29 protein-coding genes are annotated in these 24,318 nt (G+C 65.7%); 20 read left to right on the top strand and 9 right to left on the bottom strand.

Annotation, left to right across the window (positions count from 1 at the left end):
* Nucleotides 1–5: 5 nt before the first annotated feature.
* Nucleotides 6–1,274 carry an MFS transporter gene (locus KIT89_RS12625; protein WP_297602158.1) on the bottom strand — a complete coding sequence of 423 codons (1,269 nt, stop codon included), beginning with the start codon at nt 1,272–1,274 and terminating at the stop codon, nt 6–8.
* Nucleotides 1,275–1,355: 81 nt separating this feature from the next.
* On the opposite strand from KIT89_RS12625, the gene KIT89_RS12620 reads away from it, so the two are divergent.
* From KIT89_RS12620 to KIT89_RS12600, 5 genes are all read left to right on the top strand, one after another.
* Nucleotides 1,356–3,734, top strand: coding sequence for a glycoside hydrolase family 3 C-terminal domain-containing protein (locus tag KIT89_RS12620; RefSeq protein WP_297602157.1), 2,379 nt, complete (start codon nt 1,356–1,358; stop codon nt 3,732–3,734).
* A 69-nt stretch (nt 3,735–3,803) separates the two neighbouring features.
* Nucleotides 3,804–4,682: a fumarylacetoacetate hydrolase family protein gene (locus tag KIT89_RS12615; RefSeq protein ID WP_297602156.1), complete on the top strand. Its 879-nt coding sequence runs from the start codon at nt 3,804–3,806 to the stop codon at nt 4,680–4,682.
* Nucleotides 4,679–5,353 carry an SDR family NAD(P)-dependent oxidoreductase gene (locus KIT89_RS12610; RefSeq protein WP_297602155.1) on the top strand — a complete coding sequence of 225 codons (675 nt, stop codon included), beginning with the start codon at nt 4,679–4,681 and terminating at the stop codon, nt 5,351–5,353. The genes KIT89_RS12615 and KIT89_RS12610 overlap by 4 nt, the downstream gene beginning before the upstream one ends.
* 94 nt (nt 5,354–5,447) lie before the next feature.
* Nucleotides 5,448–5,753 (top strand): hypothetical protein, encoded by a 306-nt coding sequence (locus tag KIT89_RS12605; RefSeq protein ID WP_297602154.1) that lies wholly within the window; start codon nt 5,448–5,450, stop codon nt 5,751–5,753.
* 95 nt (nt 5,754–5,848) lie between these two features.
* Complete coding sequence (locus KIT89_RS12600) at nt 5,849–6,106, top strand: hypothetical protein (RefSeq protein WP_297602153.1); 258 nt, start codon at nt 5,849–5,851, stop codon at nt 6,104–6,106.
* A 14-nt stretch (nt 6,107–6,120) separates the two neighbouring features.
* Here KIT89_RS12600 and KIT89_RS12595 read toward each other — a convergent pair whose 3' ends face one another.
* From KIT89_RS12595 to KIT89_RS12580, 4 genes are all read right to left on the bottom strand, one after another.
* A complete protein-coding gene (locus KIT89_RS12595) occupies nt 6,121–6,933 on the bottom strand; it encodes an ABC transporter permease (RefSeq protein WP_297602152.1) in 813 nt (270 codons plus the stop codon).
* Between the two features lie 7 nt (nt 6,934–6,940).
* Nucleotides 6,941–7,852, bottom strand: a complete 912-nt coding sequence (locus tag KIT89_RS12590; protein WP_297602151.1) for an ABC transporter permease — start codon at nt 7,850–7,852, stop codon at nt 6,941–6,943.
* Between the two features lie 88 nt (nt 7,853–7,940).
* The gene (locus KIT89_RS12585; RefSeq protein WP_297602150.1) at nt 7,941–9,119 is read right to left on the bottom strand and encodes an ABC transporter substrate-binding protein; all 1,179 of its coding nucleotides are present in this window, start codon (nt 9,117–9,119) and stop codon (nt 7,941–7,943) included.
* A gap of 67 nt (nt 9,120–9,186) precedes the next feature.
* Nucleotides 9,187–10,260, bottom strand: a complete 1,074-nt coding sequence (locus KIT89_RS12580) for an ABC transporter ATP-binding protein (protein WP_297602148.1) — start codon at nt 10,258–10,260, stop codon at nt 9,187–9,189.
* Between the two features lie 137 nt (nt 10,261–10,397).
* On the opposite strand from KIT89_RS12580, the gene KIT89_RS12575 reads away from it, so the two are divergent.
* Together KIT89_RS12575 and KIT89_RS12570 are read left to right on the top strand one after the other, a co-directional pair.
* On the top strand, nt 10,398–11,258 hold the full coding sequence (locus KIT89_RS12575; protein WP_297602147.1) for a GntR family transcriptional regulator: 861 nt from the start codon (nt 10,398–10,400) through the stop codon (nt 11,256–11,258).
* The gene (locus KIT89_RS12570; RefSeq protein WP_297602146.1) at nt 11,255–11,971 is read left to right on the top strand and encodes a cache domain-containing protein; all 717 of its coding nucleotides are present in this window, start codon (nt 11,255–11,257) and stop codon (nt 11,969–11,971) included. Before KIT89_RS12575 ends, KIT89_RS12570 begins: the two co-directional genes overlap by 4 nt.
* Nucleotides 11,972–11,981: 10 nt before the next feature.
* On the opposite strand, the gene KIT89_RS12565 is transcribed toward KIT89_RS12570, so the two are convergent.
* Nucleotides 11,982–12,944 (bottom strand): sodium-dependent bicarbonate transport family permease, encoded by a 963-nt coding sequence (locus KIT89_RS12565; protein ID WP_297602145.1) that lies wholly within the window; start codon nt 12,942–12,944, stop codon nt 11,982–11,984.
* A gap of 103 nt (nt 12,945–13,047) precedes the next feature.
* Here KIT89_RS12565 and KIT89_RS12560 point away from each other — a divergent pair, with 103 nt between their 5' ends.
* Nucleotides 13,048–13,326 (top strand): helix-turn-helix domain-containing protein, encoded by a 279-nt coding sequence (locus KIT89_RS12560; RefSeq protein WP_297602144.1) that lies wholly within the window; start codon nt 13,048–13,050, stop codon nt 13,324–13,326.
* 25 nt (nt 13,327–13,351) lie between these two features.
* Nucleotides 13,352–13,492, top strand: coding sequence for a hypothetical protein (locus KIT89_RS12555; RefSeq protein WP_297602143.1), 141 nt, complete (start codon nt 13,352–13,354; stop codon nt 13,490–13,492).
* Nucleotides 13,493–13,510: 18 nt separating this feature from the next.
* Here the strand turns inward: KIT89_RS12555 and KIT89_RS12550 are convergent, their stop codons facing one another.
* Both KIT89_RS12550 and KIT89_RS12545 read right to left on the bottom strand, forming a co-directional pair.
* Nucleotides 13,511–13,777: an SHOCT domain-containing protein gene (locus tag KIT89_RS12550; protein ID WP_297602142.1), complete on the bottom strand. Its 267-nt coding sequence runs from the start codon at nt 13,775–13,777 to the stop codon at nt 13,511–13,513.
* A 2-nt stretch (nt 13,778–13,779) separates the two neighbouring features.
* Nucleotides 13,780–14,232: a DUF6325 family protein gene (locus KIT89_RS12545; protein WP_297602141.1), complete on the bottom strand. Its 453-nt coding sequence runs from the start codon at nt 14,230–14,232 to the stop codon at nt 13,780–13,782.
* 162 nt (nt 14,233–14,394) lie between these two features.
* Between KIT89_RS12545 and KIT89_RS12540 the strand changes: the two genes are divergently transcribed.
* From KIT89_RS12540 to KIT89_RS12490, 11 genes are all read left to right on the top strand, one after another.
* Nucleotides 14,395–14,877 carry an SRPBCC family protein gene (locus tag KIT89_RS12540; protein ID WP_297602139.1) on the top strand — a complete coding sequence of 161 codons (483 nt, stop codon included), beginning with the start codon at nt 14,395–14,397 and terminating at the stop codon, nt 14,875–14,877.
* A complete protein-coding gene (locus KIT89_RS12535; RefSeq protein WP_297602137.1) occupies nt 14,874–15,200 on the top strand; it encodes a helix-turn-helix transcriptional regulator in 327 nt (108 codons plus the stop codon). The genes KIT89_RS12540 and KIT89_RS12535 overlap by 4 nt, the downstream gene beginning before the upstream one ends.
* Nucleotides 15,201–15,241: 41 nt before the next feature.
* On the top strand, nt 15,242–15,637 hold the full coding sequence (locus tag KIT89_RS12530; RefSeq protein ID WP_297602135.1) for a phage holin family protein: 396 nt from the start codon (nt 15,242–15,244) through the stop codon (nt 15,635–15,637).
* 396 nt (nt 15,638–16,033) lie between these two features.
* A complete protein-coding gene (locus KIT89_RS12525) occupies nt 16,034–16,576 on the top strand; it encodes a PadR family transcriptional regulator (protein WP_297602133.1) in 543 nt (180 codons plus the stop codon).
* A gap of 4 nt (nt 16,577–16,580) precedes the next feature.
* A complete protein-coding gene (locus KIT89_RS12520) occupies nt 16,581–18,275 on the top strand; it encodes an AarF/UbiB family protein (protein WP_297602131.1) in 1,695 nt (564 codons plus the stop codon).
* 155 nt (nt 18,276–18,430) lie between these two features.
* Nucleotides 18,431–19,534, top strand: coding sequence for a crosslink repair DNA glycosylase YcaQ family protein (locus KIT89_RS12515; protein WP_297602129.1), 1,104 nt, complete (start codon nt 18,431–18,433; stop codon nt 19,532–19,534).
* On the top strand, nt 19,531–19,863 hold the full coding sequence (locus tag KIT89_RS12510) for a transcription initiation protein (RefSeq protein ID WP_297602127.1): 333 nt from the start codon (nt 19,531–19,533) through the stop codon (nt 19,861–19,863). Before KIT89_RS12515 ends, KIT89_RS12510 begins: the two co-directional genes overlap by 4 nt.
* Before the next feature lie 28 nt (nt 19,864–19,891).
* The gene (locus KIT89_RS12505; RefSeq protein ID WP_297602125.1) at nt 19,892–21,742 is read left to right on the top strand and encodes a DUF2207 domain-containing protein; all 1,851 of its coding nucleotides are present in this window, start codon (nt 19,892–19,894) and stop codon (nt 21,740–21,742) included.
* Nucleotides 21,743–21,838: 96 nt separating this feature from the next.
* Nucleotides 21,839–22,366, top strand: coding sequence for a hypothetical protein (locus KIT89_RS12500; RefSeq protein WP_297602123.1), 528 nt, complete (start codon nt 21,839–21,841; stop codon nt 22,364–22,366).
* Nucleotides 22,367–22,388: 22 nt separating this feature from the next.
* Entirely contained in the window at nt 22,389–22,589 is a 201-nt protein-coding gene (locus tag KIT89_RS12495) for a type II toxin-antitoxin system VapB family antitoxin (protein ID WP_297602122.1), read from the top strand.
* On the top strand, nt 22,586–22,996 hold the full coding sequence (locus tag KIT89_RS12490; protein ID WP_297602120.1) for a PIN domain-containing protein: 411 nt from the start codon (nt 22,586–22,588) through the stop codon (nt 22,994–22,996). The genes KIT89_RS12495 and KIT89_RS12490 overlap by 4 nt, the downstream gene beginning before the upstream one ends.
* 520 nt (nt 22,997–23,516) lie before the next feature.
* Here KIT89_RS12490 and KIT89_RS12485 read toward each other — a convergent pair.
* Complete coding sequence (locus KIT89_RS12485; protein WP_297602118.1) at nt 23,517–24,257, bottom strand: hypothetical protein; 741 nt, start codon at nt 24,255–24,257, stop codon at nt 23,517–23,519.
* Between the last annotated feature and the right edge of the window lie 61 nt (nt 24,258–24,318).

Genomic DNA, 24,318 nt, shown 5'->3' with positions numbered 1-24,318 from the left:
ATCGCTCAGCGCACCGACCGAATCGGCAGCACCGCGAACGCCCCCAGCACGCTCAGGGTGATCGCGGCCGGAAAGAGCCCGGCGAAGCCGAACGTCAACACGACCACTCCGGCGAGCGCCGGTGCCACGGTTTGCGGCAAGGTGGCAGCGATGTTGACGACTCCGAGGTCTTTGGCGTGGGCATGCGAGTCGGGAAGCACTTGCGACACCAGAGCGGTGTCGACCGCCTGGAAGGCGCCGAAGCCGAACCCTGCCAAGAGTGCGAACACGATCATGCCCTCGAAGGTTGGCCAGATCCACGGCACGAGCTGCGCAAGCCCGACGATGAGTGACGACGCGAACACGAAGGGTTTGCGTCGCCCGACTCGGTCTGACCACGGGCCTGAGATGACGATGGCGAGCACGAGCGTCGGCAGGGCCGCTGCCGAGACGAAGGGCAGCAAGACCACTGCTTCGGCACCGAGCCCGATGTAGTCCTGCAAGAGGTACAGCTGATAGGCGACGACGAGGAAGTAGCCGGTGTAGAGCAGCAAGCGGCCGGTGAAGGCCCAGAAGAAGTCGGGGTGCGCGATCGGGTTCACCCAGAAGGTCATCGCGAAGTCGCGCACCCGGAAGGCGGGGCGCGGCTCACCACGGTTGTCGCGCGGCCCTGTGAAGATGGCGAACAGCGTCAGCAGCACCACCGAGGTTCCCGCAAGCACGAGGTACGCCCCCGGGATGTTCGCCGAGAGCAGTGAGGCAAGAATCACGCCGCCGAGCGACCCCACCATCGTCATCGCACCGATCATGGCGGCGAAGGAGCCGCGCACCGACTCTGGCACTCGATCGGGCAGCATCGCCGAGAACGGCCCCTGCACGATGTTGAACGACACCTGCACGAGCACCCAGCACAGTGCGACGAGCAGGATGGTGTTCGAGAGGCCGAGGGCCACCAGGGCGAGGCCGCCGATGAGCGCACCCCCGATGATGAAGGGCGCCCGGTTGCCGAACCGGCTGCGCGTTCGATCGCTGATGGTGCCTGCGACGGGTTGCGCGATCATCGCCGCGAGCGCGCCGATCGTCGTCACGATGGCGAGGTTGGCCACCTTGTTGACGGGGTCGAGCTGCTCGACCTGCAACGGCAGCAGCACCGTCGGAATCGCGCCCCACAGAATGAAGATTCCGAGGGTGCCCGGCATGAACCACAGCAGCAGACTGCGCAGGGGGCCGACGATGGGCACGCGCTCGGTGGGGTCGGCGACCGACGCCGTCTGCTCTGGTGAGGTGGTCGGCATCGTGCTTCCTCTCGCGGCGCACCATTGCGCCGTGCACAGCGTACGACGGCGACCGCACGACCATGAAATAGTCTCGACCTCGTGACAGATCGCAGCGCCGCGAACGCCTCAGCCCTCACCGCCGACGAGCAGCTCTCGCTGCTTTCGGGAGCCGATTTCTGGCGCACCCGCGAGCTGCCTGAGCGGGGCATCCGGAGCGTCATGCTCGCTGACGGCCCGCACGGGCTGCGCGCCCAGCTCGACGCGACAGACCACTTGGGGCTGGCCAGCAGCGTGGCCGCGACGTGCTTTCCGCCCGCCGCGACCCTCGCCAGCAGTTGGGACGAGCAGCTCGTGCGCGAGGTCGGCGAGGCCGTCGGGCGCGAAGCACGGGCGCTCGGTGTCGACGTCGTGCTCGGGCCCGGCTTGAACATCAAGCGGCATCCGCTGTGCGGGCGCAACTTCGAGTACTACAGCGAAGACCCGCTACTGAGCGGTCGTCTGGCGGCGAGCGCCGTGCGGGGCATCCAGAGCACCGGTGTGGGGGCCTGCCTCAAGCATTTCGCCGTGAACAATCAAGAGCACCGGCGCTTCGTCATCGACGCGATCGTCGACGAGCGCACGCTGCGCGAGCTGTACTTGCGCGGCTTCGAGCTCGCCGTGCGTGCGAGTGCGCCGCGCATGGTCATGGCCGCCTACAACCGGGTCAACGGCCACCACGCGACCGGTGCCCGGTGGCTGCTCACCAACATTCTGCGCGACGAGTGGGGTTTCGACGGCGTCGTCGTGAGCGACTGGGGCGCCACCGCCGACCGGGCCGCAGGGGTCACCGCCGGCATGGATCTCGAGATGCCCGGTGGCGCCGGCACCGAACCCGCCCTGCGAGCCGCCCTCGCCGACGGCACGCTCGACCCGGCGCACGTCGCGCTCTCAGCGCAGCGCGTCATCGACCTGGCGATGGATGCCCCCGCCGGGCCAGCCCCCACGATGCCCGAGCTGCTCGAGGCTCACGACGCGCTCGCCCGCCGCGCGGCCGCATCGAGCTCGGTCGTGCTCACGAATGACGGAATCCTTCCGCTCCAGCCCGGCACCCGCGTCGCCCTCATCGGCGCTTTCGCCGAAGCACCGCGCTACCAGGGCAGCGGCAGCTCGCTCGTGACTCCGACCCGGTTGACGACGGCGCGCGAGGCGCTCGAAGCAGCGGGCTTCGAGGTCACCTACTCTCCCGGGTATGAGCCTGTGCGTTCTGCCCCCGATGCCGTTCTCATCGATGAGGCCGTCGCGGTTGCGCGCGATGCCGATGTCGCGATCGTCATGGTCGGACTGCCGGGCATAGCCGAGAGTGAGGGCTTCGATCGCGAGACCCTCGCGCTGCCGGCGCAACACGACGCGCTCGTCGAGGCCGTGGCCGCCGTGAACCCGCGCACGGTGGTCGCACTCAGCGTGGGCGCCCCGGTGCTGCTGCCCTGGCGCGATGAGGTCGCCGCGATTCTGCTGAGCTACCTCGGCGGGCAGGCGAGCGGCGGCGCCCTGGCTGACGCGCTGCTCGGTGCGGTCGAGCCTGCGGGTCGGCTCGCCGAGACCTGGCCGGTGACGCAGGGTGACGTCGCCGCTGACCCGTACTTTCCGGGTGATCGCGCGCAGGTGCACTACCGAGAGGGGCTGTTCGTGGGGTACCGGCATGCGACCACCGCCGAGGTCTCGCCGGCGTTCGCGTTCGGGCACGGTCTCGGCTACGGCTCGAGCGAGTGGGGGGCGGTGCGCGCGAGTGCAGCATCCATTGCCGCGGGTGTCAGCGTCACCATCTCGGTCGAGGTGACGAACACGGGCGAGCGGGCCCGCACCGAGCTCGTGCAGGTCTACGCGCACGACCGTTCGGGGGTGGTGCTGCGGCCGCGCCGCGAACTCGTCGGATTCGCGCGGGCGCCGCTCGGGCCGGGTGAGACCCGGGCGATCGAGGTCTCGGTCGACGCCGATGACCTTCGCTTCTGGGATGCTCGCACCAGCAGCTGGGCGCTGCCGCGCGGCCCTGTCGACCTCGAGGTCGCGCGCTCGAGCGAGCTCGTCGAGGCGGTCGTCACGCTCGATGTCAAGGGCACCGCGACCGACTCGGGCGAGCCATCGAGCACGCCCCCGATCGCGGCGAGCGATGCGCTGTGGGCGCGGCGTCTCGGTCGCAAGATTCCTGCTGCGGCGCCCGCGCGCCCCTTCACGCGCGAGTCGACGATCGGCGACATCGCCCACACCCTCACAGGCCGTGCACTGTCGTGGGCGATGAGACGCATGATGCCGCTGAGCGACGACGACAAGAACGACCCTGCTTCGATGGCGCTCATCGAGCGCACCGTCGCCGAACTGCCCCTGCGGGGTCTCGCCCAGATGTCGCAGGGAAGGGTGACCTGGAAGACCGTGGATGCCGTGGTCGCGTTCGCCAATCGCCGCCCGCTGGAAGGCCTGAGCAGACTCGTCGCGAGTCGTTAGATCATATGTAAAGCGATACGCTGACACCCGGACGCCGACGTTCGCGGCGCCGCGCACCGAAAGGCCCTCATGAGACTCATGCGCATCGGCGAGCCCGGGCACGAGACACCCGCCGCCCTCGCTTCGCACCCCGACACCCCCGCCGACGAGCGGTCGTACGTCGATCTCGCCGATGTCGTCGACGAATTCGACGAGCGCTGGTTCGGCAGCGGCGGGCTCGACCACCTCGCCCCGATCGTGGCCGAGCGCATCGCGGCGGGCACCGTGCATCCCTTGAGAGATCAGCGCATCGGCGCCCCGATCGCCCGGCCGCATCAGATCATCTGCATCGGCCTCAACTACAGCGACCACGCTGCCGAATCGGGCATGCCGGTGCCCGACGAACCGATTCTGTTCACCAAGAGTCCCAACACCATGGTCGGGCCGAACGACAACGTGATCATGCCGCGCGGAGCCACCAAACTCGACTGGGAGGTCGAGTTGGGCATCGTCATCGGCCGACGCACGAGCTACCTCAAGAGTCGCGAGCAGGCGGCCGACGCGATCGCCGGCTATGTGCTCGTCAACGACGTGAGCGAGCGCGCGTTTCAGCTCGAGCGGGGCGGCCAATGGCTCAAAGGCAAGTCGGCCGAAACCTTTAACCCCACCGGCCCGTGGCTCGCCACGCCCGACGAGCTCGAGGTCATGAACCTCGGCATGAGCCTCGACGTCAACGACGAGCGGCGTCAGACGGGGTCAACCTCGACCATGGTCTTCGACCCGCTGACGATCGTGCACTACGTCAGCCAATTCATGGTGCTCGAGCCCGGCGATCTCATCAACACCGGAACCCCGCCGGGCGTGGGCCTCGGCATGACTCCCCCGACCTACTTGCAGATCGGCGACACGATGCGGCTCAGCATCGACGGCCTCGGCACGCAGCACCAGCGAGTGGTGGCCCCACGATGAGACGAGCGCTCGTCACGGGGGCCGCGAGCGGGCTGGGCGCGGCCGCCGCCGTGCGGCTGCGGGCTGACGGCCTCGAGGTGGTCACCCTCGATCTCACCGGCGACGTGGATGCTCACGTCGACGTCACCGACGACGCCGCCGTGGCGGCAGCGGTGCGCGAGGCCGGCGGCATCGACGTGCTCGTCAACTCGGCCGGCATCGTCGGGCCCAACAAGCCACTCATCGAGACCACCGCAGACGAATGGCGCCGCACCTTCGAGGTGAACGTGCTCGGCACAGTCGCGACCATGCGGGCGAGCATCCCCGGCATGATCGAACGAGGGTGGGGCCGCATCGTCAACCTCGCGAGCATGGCAGGCAAAGACGGCAACCCAAACCTCGCGGCATACTCGGCGACGAAGGCCGCCGTCATCGCTCTGACCAAGTCGGCGGGTAAAGAACTGGCAACCACGGGGGTTCTCGTCAACGCCATCGCCCCGGCGGTCATTAACACTCCGATGAACGCCACGACGGCGCCCGAGGTGCTCGAGCACATCACCAATCTCATCCCCATGAAGCGCGTGGGCACCGCCGAAGAGGTGGCCGAACTCATCGCCTGGCTCTGCAGCGACAAGGTCAGCTTCTCGACGGGAGCGGTGTACGACATCAGCGGGGGTCGCGCGACGTACTGACAGCGAACACCTTGCTTGACCCCCAAACGGGGGGTATATACTCAACCGCTGAACTCTCATCGACATGCGAGCACGGGTTCATGGGGGGTTTCACGTGGGCGTTCTGCGCTATCACAACGAAGATTTTTCTTTCGACGATCGCCTGCTGGCGCACATGCAGGTCGTCATCAGCACGAAGCTGCGGCGAGGCGAAAACTTCTTTCTCACCTGGGCGCTGCCCGCAGACGCGGGCAGCGGGCGCCACGCCCTGTGGGTCGACAACGGTGTGCCGATTCACATCACCTACTCGGGCTCGCGCCCGCCCTCGCTCAACCGCGAGTGGATCGAGCACCTGATCTTGACCTCTGCCGGCGGCGCTGTGCACCTCAACGACGACCCGCCCCCAACCTCTGTCGAGTAGTGGCGCGCACTCGCTAGCGTTTCGTTGCCGAATGCGCAAGGCCGTTTCAACAATCTCGAGTGCCGACTAGCGTGGCCTGCAACCTGGAGGCCATCGTGACTACGTCAACGCTCATCGTCAACGCTTTTCGCATTCCCCTTCCGACCTCGGCCGATCTCGATCAGCTGCGTGAAAGCATCATCGCCGCCATTCGCAGCGGCGGTGGCTTCGTGCGGGTGACGTCGATGCCGGGGGTGCAGTATGACGTGTGCGTGACGAGCGGCTCGACCGTGATCGTGCAGACGAGCGCTGCAGCGCTCAGCTTCAGCGAGAGCATCGGCGACTGGTCGCCCATGCTCGAACTCGATCTGTGAGCTGAGACGCTCGGCTACCGCTCGTCTTCTTCGGCACGACTGAGCCTCTGCGAGACGTAGACCGGAATGAACGACAGCAGAATCAGCACCGTCGCAATCACGTTCACCTGAGTGGCCTCGTTGGGCCTCGCCATCTGGTTGAACATCCACAGCGGCAGCGTGTCGACGCCGGCGGGGGCCGTGAAGATCGTCACCACGATCTCGTCGAAGCTCAAAGCGAACGCGAGCAGGCCGCCAGCGACGAACGCAGTGCGAAACTGCGGAAAAGTCACCAGGCGGAAGGTTTGCCACAGGCTCGCTCCGAGATCCATCGAGGCCTCTTGCATGCTCGGGTTCATGCGACGCAACCGGGCGAACACGTTGTTGAACACCATGACAATGCAGAAGGTAGCGTGCGCGATGATCATGCCGAAATAGCCCACCTGAATGCCGATGGGCTCGAGCACGTTGTTGAACGAGTTGCTGAACGCCACACCCGTGACGACGCCGGGCAGCGCGATCGGCAACACGATGAGCAGGTTGACGGTGCTCTTGCCGAAGAAGTCGTAGCGCTGCAGCGCGAAAGCCGCGAGCGTGCCCAGCAGCAGGGCGATGACCATGGCACCTGTCGCGACGATGAACGAGTTGCGCACGGCCGCCCACAGCGCGTCGTTCTCGAAGGCCCGAACCCACCAATCGAACGTGAACCCGCGAATCGGCCAGTTGGCGATCGGCGCTTCGTTGAACGAGTTGATGATGACGAGAAACAGCGGCGCGTACATGAAGATCAGCACGATCGCGACGATGACGCCGAACGAGACTTTGGCGCCTCGAGTGAGCCTCAGCATGGCCGCCTCACATTCTTTCGAGGGCGCCGGTGCGCCGGGTGACGAGCAGGTAGATGACGACGAACCCGATCGGTATCACCGAGAACGCTGCAGCGACCGGCGGGTTGAGGTTGATGTTCGAGGCGATGATGCTGCCGATCATCTGCGAGTTCGCCCCGCCGACAAAGCGGGCGACGATGTAATCGCCGAGGCTCAGCGAGAACGTGAAGACACTGCCGGCGATCAGGGCGGGCCAAAGAAGCGGCAGCACCACCGTGCGAATCGTGGTGAACCCGCGCGCCCCGAGGTCAGACGATGCGTCGAACAGGTTGACAGGAATCTGCCGAATGGCCGTGTAGACGGGAAGCGCCATATACGGAAACCACAGGTAGGTGAGCGTGAGAACGACAGTGAGGATGCTGAAGCCGGGCCCGCTGATGCCGAAGGGCGCCATCAGCCAGTTGAAGAGCCCCTCTTCGGTGAAGGTGATGCGCATGGCGAGAATCTTCACGAGGTAGCCAGCCCAGAGCGGCAGGGTGATGGCGACGGCGAGCACCGCGCGCACCCAGGGCGAGGCAAGTTTCGCCATGAAGATGCCGAGCGGAATCGCGAAGAGCGCGCTCAGCAGGGTCACCGAGAGGGCGATGCCGAGGGTGCGAAGCGAGGTATTGATGTAGGCGGGCTCGCTGAACACGAGCGCGAAGTTCTGCAGAGTGAAACCCGGAATCACCTTCGAGGTGAACGAGTCGATATACCAGAACGCCGTGACGAGCAGCAGTGCGAGCGACACGATGTAGAGCCCCACGAGCCAGGTCAGCGGCAGGCTCAACAGCCCCACCAGGCGCATCCAGCGGTGCCGGTAGAGCAGCGTCGAGACGGGCTTGCTCGCCGGCGCGGGCCGGGGCGTCGTCGGCGGCCGCTCAGTCGTCGTCGTGGTCACAGTCGTCCTTCGTGCGGTTCGAGGCGTGGGGTGGTGACGGTGGTGCGGTGGGGCGAAGTGTTCGGCTTCGCCCCACCGCGGTCAGGGTCTAGCCCTTGATGGTTGCCCAGGCGTTGGTCCACTCCTGGAAGCTCGTGCAACGCACCTCGGTGCGACCGTCGATGCACTGCTCGATGGGGGTGGTCCAGTACCAGACATTCTCGAAGTACTCTTCGTTCAGAGCGTTGAACTCTTCACAGTGAGCGGCAGCTTCGTCGCTCGACTCGCAGAACGCGCCGTTGGCGGGAGCCATGCCGAAGTTCATGGCGATGGCACCGTTGACGTCAGCCTGGCTGGTGTAGTCCATCCAGAGGTAGGCGCACGTGGGTGCGTCTGACTCGCTCGAGATCATCCACGCGTCCGACCAACCGGTCGAGCCCTCTTGCGGCAGCGTGCCCTGCATGCGGTCGTCGGCAGTCAGCTTGCGCAAGATCTCCCATGACGTGCCGGCGACGGTGGTGCCGCCGAGGAACGAGGTGATCTGTGCGACCGGGTCTGCCCAGTATTCGCTGACGATCGCGTTCTGCTTCTTGAGCAGGTCGACCGCGGCGGCCAGCTGCGTCTCGTCGAGCGCGTACGGGTTCTGGATGCCCAGCTCAGGCTGGTGGTACATCAGGTAGACCGCGGCGTCGGCGATGTAGATCGGGGCGTCGTAGGCCGTGACCTGACCGGCATAGGGGCTGTCGGCCTCCCAGACGATGTCCCAGCTGGTGGGCGTCTCGGTGACGACATCGGCGTTGTACTGCAGAATGTTGGCGCCGCGCCCGATCGGAATGCCGTAGACGTTGCCGTTGATCGTGTCGTACAGCTGACCCTTCATTCCCGCAACGATGTCGTCAGAGAAGTTCGGAATCAGTGCCGTGTTGATCGGCGCGACGTCGCCGCCGACAATGAGACGCAGGCTCGCGTCGCCGGAGGCCGACACCAGGTCATAGTCGCCGGTGCGCATGAGCTGCACCATCTCGTCACTCGTGCCGGCAACGCGGCGGTTGACCACGCAGCCGGTCTCTTCGGTGAAGGTGTCGGCCCAGGCGGGTTCGACGAAGCCCGACCACGCGACGATGTCGACTGAGCCTTCGGGGTCACCGAGTGCGTCGAGCATGGGCACGTCTGGCACGTCGAAGACGAGCCCACCGGGGGTCTCTTCGCCGGCCGAGGTGGCACAGCCTGCCAGCAGCAGCGCCGCGGCAGCCGTCATGGCAGAGACTGCCATCAACTTGCTTTTCATGGTTTCTCCTTGGTGTGGGATGGTGCGGTTCGATAGAGCGGGCTGTGGTGGCGGCAATGGTGACGATTCAGGGAACGACGGCAGCGTGCTCGGTCACCCACACCGCGCGCACGGTGTCGCCGCGGTGGAAGGGTGCGTTGTCGCTCGGCGCGTGGTCGTTGTGGCGTTCGGCGACGATGCGCAGGCCGTCGACGGTGTCGACGATGAACCGCGTCGTCGGGCCGGTGTAGACCGTCTCGACGATCGTGCCGTCGACGCTGGTCTCGTGGGCGGCGGGCTCGGTGCGAGCATCCACGAGGCGTACGCGTTCGGGGCGCACGCTCAGGGCCATGGGCACACCGGTGAGCCGTTCTGCGTGGGCGTCGTCGATGAGGTTCGAGATGCCCAGAAAGCCAGCGACGAAGGCGGTCTGCGGGTATTCGTAGACCTCGCGCGGGGTTCCGACCTGCTCGACGCGGCCGTTGTTGAACACGGCGATGCGGTCGCTGAGGGTGAGAGCTTCTTCTTGATCGTGTGTGACGAAGATGAAAGTGATGCCCACCTCGCGCTGAATCTGCTTGAGCTCGATCTGCATTTGTTCGCGCAGCTGCTTGTCGAGGGCGCCGAGCGGCTCGTCGAGCAGCAGCACACGAGGCTTCAGAATGAGGGCGCGGGCGAGGGCGATGCGCTGGCGCTGGCCGCCCGACAGTTGGTGAGGCAGTCGGTTGGCGTGCTCGCTGAGCCGCACTTGTTCGAGCGCCTCGCCGACTCTGCGCTGCTGCTCGGCCTTGTCGACTTTGCGCACACGCAGGCCGTAACCCACGTTGTCGGCGATGGTCATGTGCGGAAAAAGCGCGTAGTCCTGAAACACCGTGTTGACGGTGCGGTCGAACGGGGCAGCGCGCGTCACATCGGTTCCCGCGATGGTGATGGTGCCCCCGGTGACCTCTTCGAACCCGGCGATGAGCCGCAGCACGGTGGTCTTGCCAGACCCCGAGGGGCCGAGCATCGAGAAGAACTCGCCAGACTCGACGCTCAAGGTCAAGTTGTCGACGGCGACGGTGTCGCCGAATCGCTTCGTCACGGTGGTGAGCTCGACCCCGCCGTGGCCGTGCTCAGGGTCGGGTGTGGCGGTCGTGGTCGACGCTTCAGGGGCAGACATTGCGACGGTATTCCTCCGAGACATCGTTGTGGTCGGTGCTAGAACTCTAAAGCTATAGTTTCATATCTTTTGTTTCAATCGCGTAACAGGGGTGCGGCGATTGCGCGACAGAGGCGTGCGCAGAGAGGAGCAAGAACGTGGATGCTCCCACCGCGCCCACTCAGCCGACTCCCTTGCCCGTGCGAGACAATGAGGGCATGAGCCCCCGCAGCGCTGCGCCCCGCTCGGGTCGACCGACCCGACTGCACAGCGCCGTGTTTCAGCCGATCGGCGACGAAGGTCGAGCCGCACTCGTCGAGCGGCGCATCGCCGAAGCGATCATGGGCGGCGTGCTCGCGGCGGGCGAGCGACTGCCCGCCGAGACCGAGCTTGCCGCCGCTTTCGGGGTCGCCCCCGCGACCGCTCGAGAAGCACTGCTCGCACTGCGCGAACGCGGGCTCATCGTGACGCGGCGCGGTCGCAACGGCGGTAGTTTCATCGCCGACAGCGCCGACCCAGTCCGCTTCGCCACTCGCGCGCTCGCCGACAGTTCTCGAGTGAGCCTGCGTGACGCCGCCCAGCACTACGTCGCCATCACGGCTGCGTGTGTCGAACTCGCCGCACGGCGGGCCGACCCGAGCGAAACCATCATGATTCGCACGCGACTCGAACGCGTCGACGACCATGACCTGGCCGCGTGGCGCCGAGCCTCAGATGATGCGGTCATCGAGGTCGCGGCGCTCAGCCAGTCTGCTCGGCTCACGCGCGAGCAGATGAAGCTGCAGGGCGAGTTCTCGCCCCTGCTCGCCCTCATCGACACCGAGCCTGAGAGTCGTCAACTCTCACGCGAGCGACTGCTCGCCGTGCTGACGGCGGTCGAGGCCGCAGACGCGAGCGGCGCCACCGAGGCGCTGCGCGAGAGCGTGCGTCATGCCGTCGAGTGGCTCATCGCCTATCGTGAACGTCACAGCGGCCCGACGCCGCTCGCCACGACCCGCACCGAGAGGAGCACCGCGTGAGCATCCACCCCGCATCGCCCGCGTCGCGCACCGCCGACCACCCCGTCGACCTCGTGACCGACTACTTCGGCCGGGCCATCGACGCTCTGGCGACCTGGAAAGACTCGCTCGCCCTCGAACTGGCCGAGTTGCGCCGACAGGAGCCATTGACGATCGACCGACTCGACGATCTTGTCGAACCCGAAGCGCAGGCGGTCTTCGACACGATCGACCTGCCCGTGTACGGTGCCGGGTTCATCGCCGCCCTCGACTTTCTCGCCGACGCCAACAGTCACCTCGCCTGGTGGCAGGGGCCCGAACGCGCCCAGCTCGTGCTCGCCGCACAGTCGGTGAACAAAGAACACATCGACTACAGCGAGCTCGAGTGGTATCGAGTGCCGCTCGCCACTGGTCAGCCGCACGTCGCCGGTCCATACGTCGACTACCTGTGCAGCGATGAATACACGATTACCGTTGCGGCTCCGGTGCACATCGACGGCGAGTTCGTTGGCGCCGTCGCTCTCGACCTGCTCATCGATCGCGTCGAGCGAGACCTCACGCCTCGGCTCGCCGCCTTCGGCGACGACATCTCGATCGTCAACGGTGTCGGCAGAGTCTTGCTCTCGACGAGCCCCGCGCGCGCGACGGGTGACACTCTGCGCGGCGATGATCTCGCCGACTTCGAGCGCTTCGCCTGCCCCGGTATGGCGCTCGACGTGCTCATCGCACGCTGACGGGCAGTGCTCACCCGGTGAGCACTGCCGACAGCCACGTGAGATACGGGATGCCCAGAGCGAGGTTGATCGGAAACGTCACGCCAATGCTGGCCGCGAGTGGAACAGCGAGGTTCGCATCAGGCAGCGCGAGCCGCACAGCGGCCGGCGCCGCGATGTATGAGGCGCTGCCGCACAAGATCGCGAGCACGACGGCGCCACCTTGGCCCATGCCGGCGAGCACCGCGATCGCCGCAACGGCGCTGCCGACCACGAACGGAAAGACCGCTGCGAACACGAGCACCCCATAACCGGCATGCCGCAGCGAGCCGAATCGCTGACCCGCTTCGATTCCGAGACTCAGCAAAAACAGGGCGAGCACGCCGCGAAACGGTTCTTCGAAGAACGGGCGCACCCCCGCGTAGCCGGTTTCACCGACGATGAGACCGAGCAGCAGACCACCCGTGAGTAAGAAGATCGACGTGCCGGCAAAGACCTCGTGCAGCGCAGCCCCCCAGCGCACCCCCGTGGTCGACGCGCGACTAGCCAGCACGATGCCGACCACGATGCCCGGAATCTCGAGCACCGTCAGAAGCGCGGGGGCATACCCGGGGTACTCGATCGCGAGCGATTCGAGAAAGACGAGCGCGGCCGTGAAGGTGACGAGCGATGTCGAGCCATAGTGCGCAGCGACGCTGCCGCGATCGACGGGGCCGAGACGCGACACGACGCCCAGCACGATGAAGACGACGAACGGAATCGCGACGCCGAGCAGCAACGACAGCACGAGCGGCCCGATCACCTCGGTGAAGGTTGCTTCTCTCAGCGCCATGCCTCCTTTGAGACCGATCGCGAGCAGAAGGTAGAGCGAGATGGTCTTGGTGAGCGCCTCGGGCACACGCAGGTCTGATCGCACGGCGACCGCGATCACGCCGAGCAGGAAGGCGAGAACGGGGGGTGAGAGCAGATTGGCGACGGCAGTCTCAAGAATCACGGGGCGGCTCCGGGCGACTAGATAGATGAAGCGTGCTTCACGCTTTGAACACTATACAGGAAGTGCACTTCACCCTTTTTGTCCGGGCTGGCAGAATGGAGCGATGTCGACGTGGACCTTTCTGACGCACCACGCACACGTGCTCGTCGCCGTCGCGAAGAACCCCGACGCGACAGTGCAACAACTCGCCGACGAGGTCGGAATCTCGACTCGCTCAACCGTCACGATCTTGGGCGACCTCGCCGCCACGGGTTACCTCGAGCGAGAGCGGCGAGGGCGCCGCAACCACTACTCAGTCGTTCCGACGCAACCGCTCAGGCACCCGTCGAATGCTGGCCACACCGTGGGCGAACTCATCGCCGCGCTCGCCGACCTGCGGTGATGCGAGTCGGCGGTAGGCTCGCACCATGTCAGATCACGACGACCGCCCCGTCGGCTTCATGGGCAAAGTGCGCAACATGAAGATCGTCACGTGGGTGCTCATCATCGGCCTCGTGGGCCTCACGGTGAGCGGCACCACGTTGCTGTTCGTTCTGCTCAACAACTAGGGGCGCCGCTCGTAGCGATCAGCCCAGAATGACGGCTTTCTTGGCCTCGAACTCTTCAGGGGTCAGGATTCCGGCATCGCGCAGTTCGCCCAACTGCTTCAGCTGCTCCAGTGTGGCGCTCATGTCGCTTGCCGCAGCCGGCTCCGGTGCCGGCGCTGCTGCTGCAGGCGCGGCGGCCGGAGCCGCGGCCGCCTGCTGAGCCCACTTCGAATGCTGTCGGCGCTGCACTTTGCCGTGCACCGAGCTCGCGACGGCGGCGTGGGTGGCGGTTCTGAGAAGTCTCATGGTCAGTCTTTCTCTGTTTCATCAATCGCGGCAACGAGCGCCTCGACCTCAATCGGACCTTCGGCGAGCAGCACTGCCCCCTCGCCCTCCCACGCGGCGAGCGCCGACACCATCGACAACTCTTCGTAGATCACAATGGCGGCAACGCTGTTCGACGACATCGATTGGCCGATCTCGAGAATGTCGTCGTCATCGAGAAGGTAGCTGGCGGCGCCGTCGAAGAAGGCCATGTCGACTCCGTCGATCTCGCCGAGGTCGTGGGCTTCCATCGTGCTCACCTCGCCGTCGGCGTCGGTGCGCACGAACTCGAGGTCGAGCACGAGAATGCGCGCAGCATCCACCAGTTCGACGATGCGGCGAAAGCCCGCCCCCGTAACGTTTCCGCCAGGGAACTCGATGACGACGTAGTCGATTGGTCCGAGTCGTTCATAGCTGTCTGACGAATGATCTGCCATGAGGCTCCTTTGCTCGAGGTCAGCGTAGCGAGGCGCCGTGCACCGCAGTCCGGTTCACGGCACACGTTCAGCGGGATGCTGTGAGCGCTTGTGCAACTCAAACGTTGCAGTTACCTAGAATGTGTGCAACCCTGTGGTTGCACACACAAGAAGGGACTTCCCATGAGCGTTGCGTCCAACCCTCCTGCCGTTATCGACGATGACGAATTCACGGTGAGCCGCACCATTCAGATCGCGGCACCGCTGTCGACGGTGTGGGCCGCCATCACCGAACCGAAGCATCTCGCGCGTTGGTTCGGCCAGACAGCCGCACTCGACTCTCTCGCTGTCGGCGCCCGTGGGTCAGTGGGGTTCGAGGGCTACGGCGCTTTTCCCCTGCGCATCGAAGAACTCGACCCTCCTCGCGTTGTCGCCTACCGGTGGGCGGTCCGGCCCCATGACGACAGCGCGACCGACGACGAGGTGTTCGCTCTCTCGACGCTCTTTCGCTTCACCCTTGACTCCAGTGACGGCGGCACTCGGCTCACGGTTGTCGAAACGGGCTTCGGCGACCTCCCCGATCCAACGCTCAGCATGCGAGACAACCAGGGTGGCTGGACATCAGAGCTCGACGAACTCGTCGACTACCTTCAGGGCGCCGGGTGACCAGCGCTGCCCTCGTTCCTGTCTTTGCCGCGCTCGGTGACGAGACTCGGTGGTCAATTCTCGAGGCGCTCTCTGCCGGTGAAGCGTCTGCCTCGGCCCTCGCCGAACGACTGCCCGTGAGTCGTCAAGCGATCGCCAAGCATCTCGCAGTGCTGCACCAGGTCGGCGTCGTCGACACTGTTCCGGTCGGTCGAGAGGTTCGCTATCGCGTCATCGGCGAGCGGCTCGCGGCGACCGCGCGTTCGCTCGACGCGGTCGGTGCCGCGTGGGATGACCGTCTGGCCGGCATCAAGCAGATCGCCGAAGAGTTGCGCGAGGCTTGATCGCAGGTGACAAGTGTTCGAGATGGGTGCACGATGAGACCATGATTCGGTTTCTGATTCGTCTCGCGATCTACCTCGGCACGGCTGCGCTTGCGCTGCTCGTGACGTCGTGGATCTTGCCCGGGTTCGAACTCTCGATCTCGGGGTTCATCATCGCGGTCGGCGTCTTCGCTCTCGCGCAGAGCATTCTCACCCCCTTCATCGTCAATATGGCGCGCAAGTATGCGCCCGCCGTGCTCGGCGGCATCGGGCTTGTGTCAACCTTTGTCGCGCTGCTGCTTGCCAGCCTGTTTCCGGGCGGCATCACGCTGAGCGGCATCGACACCTGGGTGTTGGCGAGCCTCATCGTCTGGCTCATCACGGCCCTCGGCGGTTGGCTGCTGCCGCTGTTGTTCTTGAAGGGCAAGCTCGCCGACCCCGGGACGAGCTCGAAGTAAGCCACGGCGCCGTCGTAGGGCAGGGCGCTTCTCGTGTGGCACAGCGCCCCTCTTGTGGCACAGCGCTCCTCGATCGCGCCGGCCTTCGGCCTTCACCACGAGAGCAGTTCCCCTGTTGCGCGACGCCTTCAACAACTACGGAGCTTCGTGATGTGAGTTCAGGTTCTTCCGTAGTTGTTGAAATGTTGCCAGCAGCAATTGCCCTGAGTCAGCAACACACGCGCAGTAGCCCCACCCGCGGCCCAGCACCCGGCGCTCGCGACCCCGGGCCCCCGCCCAGCCCAGCCCTGCCCAGCCCCGCCCCGTCGTCGGCGGGTGTTCAGGTGACGGTCGTATCGTCTGAACTGAGAGAGGCGAGCTTCCCGCCCCTCGCCCATACTCGATGAAGGAACCCCCATGCGCAGTTCGTCACCCTCTGGTTTCGACATTCGGGAGGCGGTCGAGAACTTGCGCGACACCTTCGCACCGCGCGCCGGCGCTCGCGAGTCACACCGCGGCGTACGCGGAGCCATTCTGGCCGCACTCACCGGCGAACCCATGAACGGTCACCAGATCATTAATGCGATCGCGGCCGCGAGCGGCGGCGAGTGGATGCCCAGCGCGGGCGCCGTCTACCCCACACTGCAGCTACTCACCGACGAGGGGCTCGTCAGCACGCAGCACGACGGCGAGCGCACCGTCTATGCGCTCACCGACGCAGGTCGAGCGGCGGCTGCCGACGCCAGCGACACCGACGACGCGCACGGAGCGTGGCACCTGCCGCACTGGGCCGACCGAGGGTGGGCCGACCGCGGCACGGCCGTACCGAAGGCGGGCGCGAAACTCGCGCAGGCCGTCGCCGTCGTTGCACAGAGTGGAACGCGCGAGCAGCAAGAACGCGCCGCCGCGCTGCTCGACCAGACGCGCAAGTCTCTCTACGCCATCCTCGCCGAGGACTAGCGGTATGCCGCCCACTCGCGGCGAGGTCAGCGCTCCCCCGCAGGGTCGCGCGTTCCGTGCGCGATACCGACGCATCATGCGCTTCGAGATGCGCGCCCTCGCTCAAGCCTGGTGGTTCGAGATCGTGCTGCCGAGACTCGGCCTCGGCCGATTCGCCGCGCGAGGCCGCATCAAGCGACTGCAGAAGCTCGCTCGGCGATTTCACGACCTTGCCGCCGAGCTCGGCGGGCTCATGATCAAGGTCGGGCAGTTCATGTCATCGCGGCTCGACATTCTGCCGCCCGAGATCACTCGAGAACTCGAAGGGCTGCAAGACGAAGTAGCCCCCGAGCCCTTCGCGCGCATCGTCGAGCAGGCCGAGCGTGAGCTGGGCATCCCGCTCGATGTGGCCTTCACCGCCTTCGACCCGACGCCGATCGCCGCGGCCTCGCTCGGCCAGGCGCACCGAGCGCGGCTGTCGCCCGGCATCGCTGCCGACCTCGGCTACAGCGACGTCGTGGTGAAGGTGCTTCGACCGGGCATCGAAGATGTCGTCGCCGTCGACCTGGCCGCGTTGCGCAAGCTCGGCGGCTGGCTGTCGCGCGTGAAGCTCGTCTCGCGTCGCGCCGACGCACCCGCACTCGTTGAAGAGTTCGCCCAGACGAGCCTGCATGAGATCGACTACCTGCACGAAGCGTCGAACGCTGAACGCTTCGCCCAGATTTTCGCCGACGATCCCCGCGTGAACGCCCCCGAGATCGTGTGGGAACGCTCGTCGACTCGCGTACTGACCCTCGCCGACGTGACAGCGATCAAGATCACCGACGTCGAGGCGCTGCAGGCCGCGGGCATCGACCCGAACGCCGTCGCCGCTGAGCTCGCTCGCGCAACCTTCCAGCAGATCTTCGTCGCCGGCTTCTTTCACGCCGACCCGCACCCCGGCAACATCTTCGTGACGCCCCACCCCGAGCTCGGCTTCACCCTTACCTACATCGACTTCGGCATGATGGGCGAGATCACCGACGAGCTGCGAGACGGCCTGCAGCAGTTCATCTTCGCCGTCGTCGCCCGCGACGCGCGCGCCTGGGTCGTCGCCACTCAGCGACTCGGGGTGCTGCTGCCCTCGGCCGACACCGTCGAGCTCGAACGCGCCATCACCGCTCTGTTCGATCGCTTCGGCGGAGTCGGAGTCGCCGAACTCACCCGCATCGACCCGCGTGAGCTTGAGGCTTTCGCGCGGCAGTTCAGCGAAGTCATTCGCACTCTGCCGTTCCAGCTACCCGAGAGCTTTCTGCTTCTCATCCGCACCGTCTCGCTCATCTCGGGAGTCACGAGCGCCCTCAACCGCGACTTCAACATGTGGGATGCCGTCGACCCCTTTGCCCGCACACTGCTCAACGGAGGCGGCGCGTCGACCGCGCGCTCGGTCGGTCGCGAAGCGCTCGCCATCGTTTCGGCCCTCGCCCGATTGCCCCAACGAATGGATGCTCTCGCCACGCGCCTCGACCGTGGTGAGCTCGCCGTGCGCAGCCCCGAAGTCGAACAGCGCTTGCGCGTGCTCGACGCCAGTCAGCGCCGCACCACCTCGGCGATCCTCTTTGCAGCGCTCCTCCTCGGCGGAGTGCTACTGCGCGAGAGCGACGAGGTGCTCAGCTGGGTGCTGCTCGGCGCCTCGGTGTTGCCGCTACTGCACGTGCTCGCGCCGTGGCGGCTGCGGTAGCCCGCAGCTGAAGCGTACCGAGAAGGGTCACCTCCGCGAGTGTGCCCCCTGCGCGCGACGGTGCCTGTTCCGGATGAGCACACTCGCGCACAAGGGGCACACTCGACCACGAGTTCGATCCGCACGCCGTCGGAGCCCCGCGGTACTCTGCCCCTGTGACCGCCGCGCTGCGTTTGAGCCTCGATGAAGCCCGGCGCATAGCCGTGCGCGCTGCACAGCTCGACTACGACGCCGACGCTGGCTCGATCGACGACGTTGTGCGCAGTCTCGCCATGATCCGCGTCGAGCTCACGACCATCGTCATGCCAGCGGCCGATCACGTGCTCTACTCGCGACTCGGTGACGAGGTGCGCCTCGGCGACGCCGAGCGCGCGCTCGCGATGGGTCGCGTGTGGGAACGCATCTGGATGCTGCGGCCCCTCAGTCACGTGGGGCTCTTCACCGCGGGCATGCGCACCTGGCTCGACCGCTCGGGCGCGCGAGGGTGGGTCGAGGCGAACGCAGAGTTTCGGCAGAGCATCCTGAACCGCATTGCCGATCTGGGGCCGTTGACGTCGGCCGACATTCCCGATGAAGCGGTGGCTCCGTGGCCATCGACGGGCTGGACGAACGACCGCAACGTCACCCAAATGCTCGAGTGCCTGCACGGCGCGGGCGAGCTCGCCGTCGTCGGTCGAGCGGGGCGGTATCGCGTGTGGGATCTCGCTGAGCGCGTGCTGCCGCCCGCCGCCGAGGTGCCGCGCGACGAAGCGGCGCGCGTTCGCAGCGAACACCTGCTGGCGGCTTGCGGAATCATGCGTGACAGCATCGCTGTGTCACCGCGAGAACTGCACGGAGTCGTGCCGGTCGGCGAACCAGCGGTGATCGACGGCGTTCCTGGTCGGTGGCGCGTCGACCCCGCGCAACTCGACCGCGACTTCTCTGGGCGCACCGTGCTGCTGTCACCGTTCGATCGCCTCATGACCGACAAGCAACGACAGATGCGGCTGTTCGACTTCGACTACGGGGTCGAAATGTACAAGCCCGAGAGGTTGCGCCGCCGTGGCCCGTTCGCAATGCCGATTCTGCACGGCGAGCGCCTCATCGGCTCGGTGGATGCTCGTGCCGATCGTCGCGCCGGAACACTCACGGTGCACGGCCTCATCGAAGACGTGCCGTTCACCACGAGCATGCGCGACGCCGTCGACCACGAGTTGCTTGACCTCGCGCGCTGGTTGCGACTAGACCTGAAGGTCACAATGACAGGAGCGCGACGATGACCAAGTACCTCATCTCGTTTCCGAGTGCGGCGATGAACCTCTCCCCCGACGAGTGGGCCGCCGCGGGCGAAGACTCGCACGCCGTCATCCGCGAGATCAAGGCTGCCGGCGCGTACGTCTTCGGTGGCGGCATCAATGAAGAGGTTGAGCCTGTCACGATTGCCGCAGACGGCACGGTGACCGGCCCGAGCTACCCACCCTTCGACGGTGGCTACACCGTTATCGAAGTGCCGACGCGCGACGAAGCGCTGCACTGGGCACAGAAGATCGCGGTCTCATGCCGGTGCCCTCAAGAAGTGCGCGAGTTCATGTACGACCCCGAGTCGTAGCGCATAGCCGCTCGCTAGGGTGGGCGGCATGCGTCTTCTCGCTCGGCTCGCCCTCACGCTCATGCTCGCCGGTGTGCTCGCGATCGGTATCACCCCGAGTGCTGCGCAGGCAGACACCAGCAATTTCACCTTCGACTCATTCGACGCCGATTACACCCTGAGCCGCGAAGCGGACGGCACGTCGAACCTGCAGGTCGTCGAAACGATCGTTGCCCGCTTTCCTGACTTCGACCAGAACCGGGGCATCATTCGAGCGATTCCCGACGACTACGACGGGGTTCCGCTGAACACGAGCGTGCAAAGCGTCGTCGACGAATCCGGCGCACCGGTCTACTTCGAGACCTACTATTCGGCGGGCTTCATCGAGCTCTATCTCGGCACCGACGAGTTTGTGCGCGGGGTGCAAACCTACGTCATCAGCTACACACAGCAGAACGTCGTGCGGTCATTCGACGACACTGCCTCTGACGAGTTCTATTGGGACGTCAACGGAACGGGGTGGCAACAACCCTTCGGCCGCGTGAGCGCGACCGTACGCATCGATGGTGAGTTGGCGCCACTTCTGACCGGCAATGCGGTCTGCTACGTGGGCGCTTTCGGCGGCACCGACCTCTGCGAGATCGACTCTCCGCCCACCGAAGAAGGGCCGGGAACCATCTATGTCGCAGGCGCGACCGACCTCGAGCCCGGTGAAACGGTGACCGTGGCAATCGGCTTCGAGCCCGGCACTTTCTTCACGCCTGAGCCGGTTCGCCCCACACCTCCGCCTCCCCCACCGCCGGCGCCGTGGTGGCTGCACGCGTTCTCGGCAACTCTCGGCCTTGGCAGCATTGCGGCGCTCATCGCGGCGATCGTGTCGCGCGTGCGCGCGGGTCGCGGGGCGAAGAGTCGCGGCGTCATCATTCCGCAGTACTCAGAACCCGACGGAATCGACATTCTGCAATCGTCGCAGCTCGTGTGGCGAGCATCCGCTGGCATTCCCGCCGCGATGGTGAGGCTGGCCGTTCGCAAGAATCTGCGCATTCTTGCATACGCGGTCGATTCGGGAGATGCGCCGTACACACTGCAGTACCTCACTGACGATCGCGCCGATGCGCTCGACCTCGCGCTGCTCGACGCGCTGTTTGGCCGCTCTCGCGAACCCGGAAAACTTACCCCCTACGGAGAGTACGACTCGACCCTGGCGACCCGACTGTCGAAGTTGTCGACTGCTGCGCACGGTTCGCTCGAGACGCAAGGCTTCAGACGCAAGCCGACCGGGCGCGCCTTCGGGGGTCTCATGCTGGTGGCGCAATGGGTCATTATTGCCGTCGCCTTTCTCACCTTCATTTTCACGGGCGCAATGTTTCTCGAACCGATTCCCCTCGCTGCGGCCTCAGCGCTCTTCGCGCTGTTCGCCAGCTTCGTGGCGATGGGGCTCGCCATTCGCCCCCTGCAACTCACCGAGAAGGGCCGCGAAGCGCGCGACTACCTCGAGGGAATGAAGCTCTACCTGACCGTCGCCGAAGAAGAACGACTGCGCGTATTGCAGAGCCCGAGCGGCGCCGAACGCATCGACGTCGGTGACAACCTCGAACTCATCAAGCTCTACGAAAGGCTGCTGCCGTGGGCCGTCATGTGGGGTGTCGAAGAACAGTGGATGCGCGAACTCGCCGTGCGCGTCGCCGCCACTGACACGACCCCCGACTGGTTTGTGGGGCGCAGCGGCTTCGAGGTGGCGCTCTTCACGACGGCGGTGCGCGGGATGACCACGACAACAACCGCGCCAGCATCAAGCTCGACGTGGTCAGGCAGCAGCGGTGGCAGCTTCTCGGGCGGCTCGTTTGGTGGCGGCTTCTCGGGCGGAGGCGGCGGAGGTGGCGGCGGCGGCGGGCGGTAGTGCACTGATGTCGTCCACAGGGTCGCGGTGGCCTCGACATGCCACCGCCTCATACTTTGAGTAACGCGAGCGAAGGCGCACCCCTACGCTCGGCGAATGATCATTGAAGCAGGCTATGACCTTCACACCCTCTTGTTCGGCGAGTGCCGCGAACCGGGAGCACTCACGATGGTCTGCCTCGACGCCGACCTACGCGTCAGCGACATCTGCACTGTTACTCACTCGTTTTCGGGAGACTTCAACCCCAGTGAGCTCAGTGCGATCGACGGTGCCATTCCGGCCGACGACGAGACGCTACCGCAGCTCGACACGCGTTTCGTCGCCCTCGGTTACAGCGTCGTGGACGCTTCAGGGCACCCCGAAGGCTTTGATTGGCCACGCGTCTCAGTTGTTGAAGAGTTGCTGGGCCGTCGGGGAATCCGTCTTCTGGGTATACAGATCTCTGACCATGAGAAGTGGGCCTCCACGGGGCCGATGTACTCTTTCGCTTCATACTCTCTCGGCGACGACCTTCCTCGCGCTGTTGTCATTCCTGGTCCGCATCCGTTCGCTACCTGCGAATGCGACGCGTGCGCACCTCGACGGCCGTTTCCCCGCTCAGGGCCGCGCGCTCGATCTGTGTAGACTTGTGTGTAAGGAGGCCGTGATGGCGACGAATTTGGCACTTGATCCCGACCTACTGCAACGCGCCTTTGAGGTGAGCGGCGAGACTACCAAGAAGGCGGCGGTAACTCGCGCCTTGCAAGAATTCATTGCCCGACGCGAACAACTCGGCTTGCTCGATCTCGTGGGCACTCTCGATTGGGACGACTCGGTCGACTACAAGGCGGAACGCACGCGAGCATGACAGTGCTCGTCGATACGAGCGTGTGGTCACTCGCTCTTCGGCGCGATGTGCCGCTCAACAGCCCTGCGGTGACTGAACTGACGAAGGTAGTTAAGTCAGAGCTCGTCGTAACGACGGGACTCATCATTCAAGAACTGCTTCAAGGATTTCTGCCAGAGCGAACCCAGGCCGAGATTCGTCGCCGCTTCAGCTTGCTCGCTGCGGTGCAGCCGACACTCGCCGATCACGTCGCGGCCGCCGAGTTGCGCAACACGTGCCGCAGTGCCGGAGTGCAGCTAGGCACCATCGACGCTCTCATCGCGCAGTTGTGCATCACCCACGATCTCGAATTGCTCAGCGCCGATCGCGACTTCGTGCACGCTACTCGCCATTGCGACCTTCGGCTTCGAAGCGTCGAAGGCGCATAGTGGGTTTCGCGAGGTGCACCTGCTACAGGTTTACTCGAACCCCTCTCGAGGGGTCGTCTCGCCTCGAGAACTGCTCTTCCGCTCGACATCCCGCGAGCACGAGGATGTCAGCCCGGAACCACGACGGCGAGCCCGCCAACTACGAGCATACGAAGCAGAGGCCGTCGTCGATCGCTATCGCGCGGTCCGCAACATTCGAACCGTTGCGAAGAAGTTCCAGCTCTCCCGTACTACTGTCGCGCGCATCCTCAAAGACCACGGCATTGACGCATCACGCAGGATGAGCGAATCCGAGAACTCCAAAGCCGCTGAGCTCTACGAACGGGGTCAATCGAGTTCTGCGATCGGCAAACAATTGGGTTACGACAACCACACGATCTTGAGGGCGCTGCGTCGCCGCGGAGTATCGATCAGGCCGGCTGCCAATCGAAGGTAAGGGCGATGCTCCTCATGAGTCACCCGGATCGACAGCAGTCGCTGCTCCACGTGGGGTGCGGCACACTGCCGCACCCCACGCAAGTCAGAACTCCGCGATTACCGTCCAGGTGGCTCCGCGATCTTCAGTCCGATGCACCCCCTCGATCCCGGCCACGACGATCGAGCCGTCGCTGCCAACCGCCAGGGCATCCGAGAGGGGTGGTGCCAACCCAATCGACGTCCACGTGACGCCGTCGGGGCTGGTGTGAACATAGCCGTCGACGTCGGTTCCGACGAGGAACGCCTCAGTTGACGCGTCCGCCGGGCTCGACGCGATCAGAACCAAGAGCGGAGCTTCGTCCACGGCGGTGAACGTCATGCCGTCGTCGGTGCTGACGAGGAGACCCTGCTCCGTCGTTGCGTAGAGCCTCGCGGCGTTCGCATCCCAGCTGAGGGAGCGCGCGCCGATCGGCATTCCTACCGCCCAACTCTGCGCACCGTCCCGACTGACCATGACCTGACCTGTGGCCGAGTCAATGCCAGCCAGCGCCATCCCGTCAGGCGACTGCGCGATCGTCATGCTGTGGAAGTCCACTTCTCCGATAAGGGAAATCGGAGCGAACTCCCCACTTTGCACGCTGAGTTCATACACGCCGATGTTCGGCGGCAGATTCTCGTCGGGTGCCGGGTGGCCTGAGAAGTAGATGGTGTCGCCGGAGCGCGCCATCCCCATCACATCGCCTGCCCATTGGCCGATGCGTTCGACCGAACCGTCCGCCGCCACGCTGAGGACTCCTTCATGCGTCGCGACGTAGGCAGTATCGCTCAGCGGGTCAAGATCCACAGCGTGAACGTGCGACACGACGATGGGGGTCTCCGTCGCTGGGGAAGTGCATCCCGCCAGG

This window comes from Microcella sp., from assembly GCF_025808395.1.
Taxonomy (GTDB): domain Bacteria; phylum Actinomycetota; class Actinomycetes; order Actinomycetales; family Microbacteriaceae; genus Microcella.
This window is presented reverse-complemented; position numbering and strand designations above follow the sequence as displayed.